Annotated in this window: 6 protein-coding genes and 2 pseudogenes; 3 read left to right on the plus strand and 5 right to left on the minus strand. The window is 58.8% G+C overall.

What is annotated here, in order from left to right; genetic code table 11:
• On the plus strand, positions 1–399 hold a 399-nt coding region (locus tag G560_RS0117935; protein WP_022705655.1), incomplete at its 5' end, for an integrase core domain-containing protein.
• Positions 400–696: 297 nt separating this feature from the next.
• Here G560_RS0117935 and G560_RS20465 read toward each other — a convergent pair.
• The 4 genes from G560_RS20465 to G560_RS0117955 all read right to left on the minus strand — a co-directional run bounded on the left by G560_RS20465 (position 697) and on the right by G560_RS0117955 (position 5,065).
• Positions 697–1,623: a Csu type fimbrial protein gene (locus G560_RS20465; protein WP_022705656.1), complete on the minus strand. Its 927-nt coding sequence runs from the start codon at positions 1,621–1,623 to the stop codon at positions 697–699.
• A complete protein-coding gene (locus tag G560_RS0117945) occupies positions 1,620–4,046 on the minus strand; it encodes a fimbria/pilus outer membrane usher protein (RefSeq protein ID WP_022705657.1) in 2,427 nt (808 codons plus the stop codon). The genes G560_RS20465 and G560_RS0117945 overlap by 4 nt, the downstream gene beginning before the upstream one ends.
• A gap of 63 nt (positions 4,047–4,109) precedes the next feature.
• A complete protein-coding gene (locus G560_RS20470; RefSeq protein ID WP_050525149.1) occupies positions 4,110–4,553 on the minus strand; it encodes a fimbrial biogenesis chaperone in 444 nt (147 codons plus the stop codon).
• 20 nt (positions 4,554–4,573) lie between these two features.
• Entirely contained in the window at positions 4,574–5,065 is a 492-nt protein-coding gene (locus tag G560_RS0117955) for a spore coat protein U domain-containing protein (RefSeq protein WP_022705659.1), read from the minus strand.
• Between the two features lie 268 nt (positions 5,066–5,333).
• Between G560_RS0117955 and G560_RS20890 the strand changes: the two are divergent.
• A pseudogene (locus G560_RS20890) lies at positions 5,334–5,469 on the plus strand (transposase); the annotation flags it as partial.
• A gap of 35 nt (positions 5,470–5,504) precedes the next feature.
• Here G560_RS20890 and G560_RS21165 read toward each other — a convergent pair.
• Positions 5,505–5,627 (minus strand): annotated as a pseudogene (locus G560_RS21165) (IS3 family transposase); the annotation flags it as partial.
• A gap of 62 nt (positions 5,628–5,689) precedes the next feature.
• Here G560_RS21165 and G560_RS0117965 point away from each other — a divergent pair.
• On the plus strand, positions 5,690–5,951 hold a 262-nt coding region (locus tag G560_RS0117965; RefSeq protein ID WP_022705660.1), incomplete at its 3' end, for an IS3 family transposase.

The raw sequence follows: 5,951 nt of genomic DNA on the forward strand, positions 1-5,951 counted from the left end.
AACACGCTGGACGCCGACTTCTGCGTCGAGGCGCTGAACGAAGCCATCTATCGGTTCGGACCGCCGGACATCATGAACAGCGACCAAGGATCTCAGTTTACATCCTTCGCCTGGACAGACCGCCTGCGCCGGTCGGGCATCCGCATCTCGATGGATGGCAAGGGCCGCTACCTGGATAATATCTTCATCGAGCGTCTGTGGTGCACCTTGAAATACGAGTGCGTTTATCTGCACGCTTGGGAGACCGGGTCTCAAGCCCGCGCGGGTGTCCGGAAATGGATGGAGTTCTACAATCACCGCCGCCCGCACAAAGCCCTTGGCGGACGACCACCGGCGGTGGTCTACTCGCTGAAAGTCGAAGCAACGCAACCCGATCAGCAGGAGCAGATCAGAGCTTAAAAAGCGCCAGGTTCTGTCCAAACAATGGGGAGCACCTCACTATACATGAACTATCTCCAAGATAGTCCACGCTTTCGCCCGCACCCCCGCCGGGTCAATTCCTCGTGAAATTTAACAGGCGCGTGTCTGCGAGTGAGGCCGTAACGAGAACGGAGCACCTTGTAAAAAAGTGCGGCCGAACGATTGGACGACCGATACAAAGGGCGGGAAGCGGCCATTGACCAAGTTGAGAGCGCCCTTTGGGCGGCATGCCTTAGTGGATGCTCCGGCCTTCGGTTTCTCGCCTCGACAGGTGCATCAGTAATTTACAACCACCACAACTGTGTCCGAGTATATTCCCACAACTGCGAACTGGTCCGGAAAAATTCGGCCGAACACGGTCAGTGTCTGATGCCCGCCCGTGCCCATACCCGTGGCGATGTTCCCCGCGTCAAGCCCCCAGCCCGCCGTCGCTGCGGGGTCATGATAAAGACCGTAGGCCAGCACATTGCCCCTGTTGATCATCCGTCGCGCGGATGGCCCAGTGCCCTCGGGGTGGCCGCCCATATTCAGGCCGACGGTGTAGAAAGACGCGTTGGTGCAGGTGAGGGAAATGATGGCTGTCTGATCCACCGGTGCGACAACGGTTGCATCTATGGTACCGAAATCCATGTTAGACACGCTGACGGTGCAGCTTGCCGCAACAGTTGCGCGAACAGTAAAGGCACTGGCCGTACCATATTGGGTGCAGGCCGTTTCGCCGTAAGCTAATAGCACATCGCCCCCAGATGCAAAATCTGAATCATACGAGCCCACGGTCGCTTGCGCGCCAATTGAGGTGATTTCAGCGTAAAGCACGGGCGCGATTGTGGCGCTGCCGGTGGCGTCCAGCGGCAGGCTGAAGCTAGCCGTCTCCCACGTGTTGCCGCCGCCGGAAAGCGTATTTCCGGCGGTCAGCTGGTATTCGAGCGAGGTTGTCCCTAAACCGGTCATGTAGCGCGGAGTTTGCCCCGGCCCGCTGCCGCCGCTGCCCGCGCCGATCTGCACGCAGGCGACAGCGTTGCTGTTAGGAACCCCGCCTGAGCAGAAGATCGTGACGGAGCCGCTAGTTTGCTCGGGCAGGCCGTCACGCACTGAAATCTGTCCGAAGTCGAGCGAGACAAGATTTGCCTCGCAAACCAACGTGGCGCGGGCCACTGATGGGAGACAGATCAAGGCAATAAAGCAAGCAATTATAGCGTTCATTCGCATGTTACACCATCGATGTAAACTTGCGCCTCTGACTGCTTCGTATAGTCAAAGGCGGCGGAGCATTTCGTTTTTGGGGTTTGCGCGGTGATCTGATTGCTTGGATCAAGGCCCGTGATCCAAGCCTCGCCATCATATCCGACAACAAACACGTTGGAAGATCCTCGAAGCCGGACTTCGGATCCGGGCGGAAGGAAGGCCCCCGCTGCATCCCGCAGCACCACCAATGCGGCGGCTTCGGGTGTGCCGCCGAAGTCAAGCGCCACCCCTGAATGGCGAGCGGTTACCACGTTCATCGCTGTAGCCTCGATGTTGGCATCAATGGGCAGGTCAAGCGGGTTTATGGAAATCCTGTTCAGCCGGTAGGAGCGCAGATCGGGCACTAGCGCTTTACCCGAAGCGCCTGTGCGAGCAACCTCGCGGTTGTTCAGGCTTATCGCGACATCGCGATGACCGAGGTTGACCACGGCAAATCCGTCGTGGATCCGGTTGCTGGCAAACAGCCCGCCCCCTGCCAGAACAAGGGCACCGTCAAATGTCGCGCTTGCGCTGGTCCCTTGGCCCCTGTCGCGCAAAATAACATCCGCTCTGCCATATGCAGTCTGATAGGTTGCGCCGAACTGGCGGTTCTGCCGCGAGAGATTGACGCGATAACCGTAACTTCCTGCTTTGCGATCTGCCGTTTTCGACAAGCTGGCGACAAGGTCCGCACGCTCGCTTCGGTCACGCCGCACGCTTACGGTTGCATGCCGGGCTGCACCCAGCGGAATCGACATGCCAACCGCTAGACCAAAGCCGCCATCGCCGGTGAAGTCCTTAAACGCATTGATCCGGTACGACCCAAGCTTTGGCAAGGACTGGACGTACGAGGCGGAAAGAAGGGTGTTGGTCAACCCTGACCGTGCCGAGGTAATCAGGTTGAGCCCCAGTTGGCCGCCGTCCGCGAAGACGGGAAAGGCGAGTGAGAGTGCATCCATGGCCTGAACTGGGCCGAGAATCGGGAGGGGGAGGAGATCAAGATCAGCGCCCGCCCCCTGCCGCTGTGTGGCGCTTGCCAGATCGCGAAAGGTGCCAAACGTGCGCCGTGTGCTGAAGCGCACACCGACACCGCGCACCTCGGTGCGCAATGCGCCGAAAAGAAAACCGCCCGTTGACTTGCCCTCCGCGCTTTTACCGCCCGCGAGGGTGACTTCGGCACGGTTGAACATGACGGCATGCACCCCGATACCGGCCATTTTGAGATTCTTGAAGATTTCCGCCCGCGCCTCGACTGTTAGGCGGCTGGAGACCCCATAGCGCAGACTTACCGCTGCGGCCGTACCGGGCGCGTAGTTCATATCCCCATCGCCAATGGATAGGCGCACACGACCCGCCTCGAGGGAATAGTCCAACATGCCCTTCGCCAGAAGGTTCTGGGTTGCAAAGAAGGGGACCAGAGTGGTCGTTTCATTGCCGCCCGCATCGCGCAGGACAAAGACGGCCTCGCCGCTGCCAGTGATCATCGGCACATGCGATAGATTGAACGGTCCCGCGCTGACGGCTCCCGAATATGCACGAACATTGTCAACATAGACTTCAATGCTGGACGGAACGGTGGGAGAGCCGGAGAACGACAGCAAGGGATTGGTCATCACATCATCGCGCAACGAAAAGTCGCGGCGGATCTGAACTCCGCCAAGGCGCACGGGTCGCGCCCAAGCCGGGCCGGATGTCGTGAAATCTCCGGCGGTCAGGGTTAGCATCCGGACTGGGCTGGAAACGGTGAAATAGGTATCGTGACGGCGAAAGTTGGCAGAGTCGGAGCCGCCCTGCCGAGAACTTGCCGTGCCCGTCGTGGTCAGCACCCCGAGTGGCGTAAACGCCCGCAGGTCGAACGCGGCAAAGGCGTCCTTGGTCCGAAACCCCTCAACAAGAATATTGTCACCCAAATTGGCGGTTACCCGGTAATTCAGAACAAGACCATAGCCGGTTTGCGCGTCGGGGATATCGCGGTCCGGACGTGCGGAAAGCTCGACCGGGATCAGCGCCGGGCCATGGGCGGCGATATGGATCGCCTGGGTTACTGCGTCATAGACATAGGTCAACCCGGGAATTTGATCGAGATACACGGATTGGCCAAGGGCGCGGGGGGACATGATGCCGATCCCGTCAAGCTCGTCACGTCGGGCCATCATGCGTTGTGTATCAGGTGACAGGGAAAACTCTGCGATCAACTCGATGTCGCGCCCGTTGATTGTTACCAGCAAGAAAAGCGCCTCATCTGTGTCGGGGTCATAAGGCATGCCTGCTTCGGCCAAGGGTGACCCGGAAGGAGCTACCATCATCTCATCCTGCGCTTGTGCCGCGACGGGGGGAACAGACCCCCATCCACACAGGAAAAATGCGCTGGCGACAGTGATGATCGGTGACAGGTTGTTCACGCGTACCTCCTGTGTTGTATCTGGTGGCAGTCTAGGACTGCCCTGCCGCCAGAGGTATGCTGCTTAGCTGGGAGGGCCAAAACAGACTGGAACAGAGTGCCGGACGGTGAACTTGATCACTTGACCCTGCTGGCTTTTGCCTGGCAGCTGGTCGACCAACACGCGGTAACATTCTTCCGCCCGCACTTCGCTCTTGAGCGTCCGCACGAGACGGATTGTTAACTCCTGGTTCGGTGCCATCCGCAGGGCTGGCGGACTGGCCACCACATCGCGCGTGGACGTCAGCTTGCCTTGCCCGCCGTCACGGAACCATCGCATCACGCGGACTTGCCCGAAGGTTGCCCCGGGCCCGCCCGACGTGACGGTCAGTGTGGCCACTTGCTGACCCTGTGCAACCCGAATGGAGGTGGGGGACACCGTGAAGTCGTTTGCGAGGGCGGCGTCGGACAGGCCAAGCGTGATAGCAAGAACAGCGGCCGCCGTCTTGAAATGAGCCAATCCTAACATGAGATCCTCCTTTTGTGGCGTCATGGCCCGGTGTATGCGGCAGTTAACACGACCGTGTCGCTGTACGATCCCATCTTATAGGCTGTGCTGGGCTGCACCTTGCCGTAAAGCGTCGCACTGTAGGTGTTGGTCACCCCTTCCTGCACCAGTGTTACCGCGCCTTCGGTCGCTATGTCTGCACCGCCCGTTTCAAGCACATGCAGGGTGTAGGGCACGAGATCTGTCCCTGAAAGCAGGTTGCGCTGGGTCGCGGGCAAGGCGTTGGCACCCATTCCGACCAGAATGGTGGTCACGGTGGACGTGCCGTTGCACACCAGAGACACGACAGCCGACGCGCTATTGACTGCCTCCACACTGAGGCTGCCAAAGGCAAGTGGCGCTGCGGACAACGTGCAGGTTCTTGTAACCTCGGCAGAAACGCCCATTTCTCCCGTGGCGGTCTGCGCTTGGGCGAAACCCGCTGCAAATAGCATCGATCCCGCGACAAGCGCGGCTATAGAGCGAATTTTCATTGGATTTTCCTGTTTGGGACCAGCAGACCCGAAATGCAGCCAGTCAAGAAGAGTGGCAGACTGTTCTTATACTGCCAACAGTTAAATAGCAACCTTGTTGTCAAAGCCGAAGGTTGTCGAGCAACCGGCATGATAAAAAATGGCGTGAGGACGCCCCAGTATACCCCTGTTCGCGGCTGACCCAAATCCCAGCCACCCGGTAATCCCCCCCGAAAGTAAGGGGCCGCGACAGAGGAATTTTCTTGGCAGTATGCATGAGGCAATTCTGATGAGGATTACAAGATATAGCGAACCCCAGATCCCTTGCGATCTTGCGCCATGCCGAAAGCGGCAAACCGGTAACCGAGCTTTCCCGCGAGCATGGCATGAGTAATGCACCCTTTTACAAATGGCGTGCGAAGTGGTCTTGTCACGCTTGCGTTCAGGTCTCTCCACTCATTTAGGCAGCCTTTCGTTCGAAGGCCAAGGGGCTTTTGCCGCCCAGCGATGAATGACGCCGCCGTGGATTATAGAAGCCGTTGATATACGGGAAGATCGCGCCTTCTGCCTGGCGGCGTGTGTCCCTGAATAGCCCCTAGATTTGTAGACGCCTTGCTTGGTAATTTTGGAAGCAAGGAGAACGATATGTCCGGAGCTAAATTCACAGACGAGTTCAAGCGCGATGCTGTCGCGCAGGTCGAGGATCGCGGCTACCCTGTGCGCGAGGTGGCCGAACGATTGGGCGTCAGCACCAAGTCGATCTACACATGGCAAAAGCTGTTTTCGCGGCCCGCAAAGGTGATCCAAGAGGTCGATGCGCAAGCTGATGAGATCCGGCGGTTGAAGCATGATCTGCTGCGGGTCACGGAGGAACGGGACATCCTAAAAAAGGCGACCGCATACTTCG

The organism is Pseudorhodobacter ferrugineus DSM 5888 (assembly GCF_000420745.1).
Taxonomy (GTDB): Bacteria; Pseudomonadota; Alphaproteobacteria; order Rhodobacterales; family Rhodobacteraceae; genus Pseudorhodobacter; species Pseudorhodobacter ferrugineus.